The sequence below is a fragment of the Haloferula chungangensis genome, from assembly GCF_042664875.1.
In the GTDB taxonomy this organism is placed as follows: Bacteria; Verrucomicrobiota; Verrucomicrobiia; order Verrucomicrobiales; family Akkermansiaceae; genus Haloferula; species Haloferula chungangensis.
The window spans coordinates 1-2160 of record NZ_JBHTBS010000039.1 but is presented as its reverse complement, the minus strand read 5'-3'; the positions used below and the strand labels follow the sequence as shown (position 1 = coordinate 2160).

Below are 2160 nucleotides of genomic sequence, written 5' to 3'. Positions count from 1 at the left end.
TCTCCAAGTTCTGCAGAAGAGATCAAGCCCGCTTATTCCCATCATCGCGAACCTCAAAAAAACCAACCCCAAACTCTGTGAGCAATTTACCTGAAATTTACTTGTCAGTCCGCCTCAGTGGTTTGTTGTGCCTGTTTTGTTTCGTTACCGAAGGGGCACAATCTGCGCCTCCCACAACTTGGGGCACCGGTCCGTGAACTTGCCGAGCTTGCTCAGCGACCCATCGACTTCGCCAGTGAGATTGAAACAGATTACGAGTCGATCATCGCCGAAGGAATCTGCTGCGTAGGTTGCTCCTAAATCGGCAGCTACCAGGAAGTCGTCCAGTTCATCAACAAGGAGGTCAAAATCGAGGTCTGCTACATCCTTAAGGATTGTGAAACCGTAGTTCTTCATTGTTTGGGTTTCGCGCTTCAGTTCCAAGATGCTCCTACTGACTATTCGACTTCCCACTGTTCTCTCAAATTCTTTGGCACAACGTCTAGGTCTGGCACCGCCTACAGGTAGCGCCACTCCGACTGTGGGTTAAAGGTTGTAGTTACGGGAATCATTCAAACTCGGAGCGAGTAGGCGGTTGTCCAGCACCGTCTTGTTGGGCCTCTCTTTTGAATTCACCGAGGTTGCCAAATCTCAAAACGCACGCCCTGGTGAACATCATGAAAGCGCCCACAGTAGCGAACCCTAACGCAAGCCCCTGTATTTCTTGGACTTGGTTCTCCAGATTGAAGAACGAGTAAGCAATACTTAGTGAGCTTCGACAAACCACTGCTGTGATAAGGAAAAGCAGGAAGCTGTTGTGTCTCCAAGTCAGCGTGATCAGGACGAGCCAAAGTAACCCTAATGGGATCGAAACAGCCAAGAATGTGTGAGGAGCTGGGTCGTTCAGATACAGCGCTGCGAATAGCACGACCCAGATCCAGATCCAATATTGAGCGGTCAGAATTATCTTCTTACCGTTCTCTTTCCATCTGGCGTTATGATCGCTCATCTTTTTCTTGCCCAACGTTTGAGCTGAGGCGATCCCGGTGAGCTCACCGGGAAGGCTGCGGGGATCCAAGCAGCTTTCGAAGCTGGCGGCAAGAACTCAACACAGCCGCTGAAAGGGGTCGTCCTCGAGCGCCTTGTTCTCGTTGGGCGGTCTTGGGGGCGGGGAGTTATTCGCGGAGGCCGCGGTCCGCCACGGGAAAATACCCGGTCGAGCGCCGACACCATCCCACGAGGCACTCCGAGCGGTGATGATGCAGAGCCCCAGCGAATCAGACAGACAATCTAACAGAGTCTGTCACGTGCCCGGTCCGATCTCTCCTGGCCGCTCCTCTGCTGCCCCCCGCATGATGCTCGCTCCGGTCAGCAAAGCTCCGAGAGCGCGGAAACCTCGACAAGCTCGACCTATCTTCGACTCGGTCTGCTGCCAAACCCTCAAAACCCAGAGGCTCTACATTCCACGAGAACGTCAGAGAAATGGCGATCCCGACCCCCATGGCGGCACGCCGACTCTCGTTGCCGGATTGAATCACCAAAACGCGAACGTAACAAGGCCGCTGAAAGGGGTCGCCATCTTCGGCTTGTTCGCTTAGTTAGCTTCGTTTGGGCGCCGATCACTTGCGGCGTGAAGCAAGCCAGCCTCGGTTGAATGAGCCCTTCCTCTTCGACGCCACCAGACCATGAATCCAAGCCAAGGTAGCAGGCAACCGAGAATTGCGAGCCAGTGCACGAAATCGCACGTCCACGAATCCCAGGTGCCGGACCCTGGAACGGAGACTGTTGTGATCCCAGCTGGACGACTGAACTTCGACCACGAGTGCCTCGAGTGTTGACCTCGATGCAGAGTAAAATCGACGGTTTCGCTGGGAGTGTTGGATACGACCAGACGGACCCGCCCATTCGAGCTCCTGAGCCAGGCATGCCGTTCGTAACTCCAACAAGTAAGCGAGCTCTCCTTCCGATACGAGTCAGCCCAAAGCCAGGTCACCATGAGGAGCGGCGCTAGTCCAAGCCAGAGCGGCCAAGAGCAGAGCCGGGTTTTCATAGAGCGAACGTCTGAGAACAGGCGATCCCGACCCGTATGGCGGAGCTCCGATTCTTGTTGCCGGATTGAATCACCAAAACGGAAACGTAACAAGGCCGCTGAGAGGGGTCGCCCTGATTCGGCTTGTTCGC

The 2160-nt window shown here is 54.8% G+C and carries 2 protein-coding genes; both read right to left on the bottom strand.

Features of this window, described 5'->3' with window-relative positions:
* Nucleotides 1-144: 144 nt before the first annotated feature.
* Nucleotides 145-396, bottom strand: coding sequence for a hypothetical protein (locus ACFQY0_RS21025; protein WP_379716975.1), 252 nt, complete (start codon nucleotides 394-396; stop codon nucleotides 145-147).
* A 151-nt stretch (nucleotides 397-547) separates the two neighbouring features.
* Nucleotides 548-1057: a hypothetical protein gene (locus ACFQY0_RS21020; RefSeq protein WP_379716972.1), complete on the bottom strand. Its 510-nt coding sequence runs from the start codon at nucleotides 1055-1057 to the stop codon at nucleotides 548-550.
* Between the last annotated feature and the right edge of the window lie 1103 nt (nucleotides 1058-2160).

Coding starts and splice junctions, on each gene's coding strand:
- ACFQY0_RS21025 (WP_379716975.1), bottom strand. CDS start 396: ATGAAGAACTACGGTTTCACAATCCTTAAGGATGTAGCAGACCTCGAT.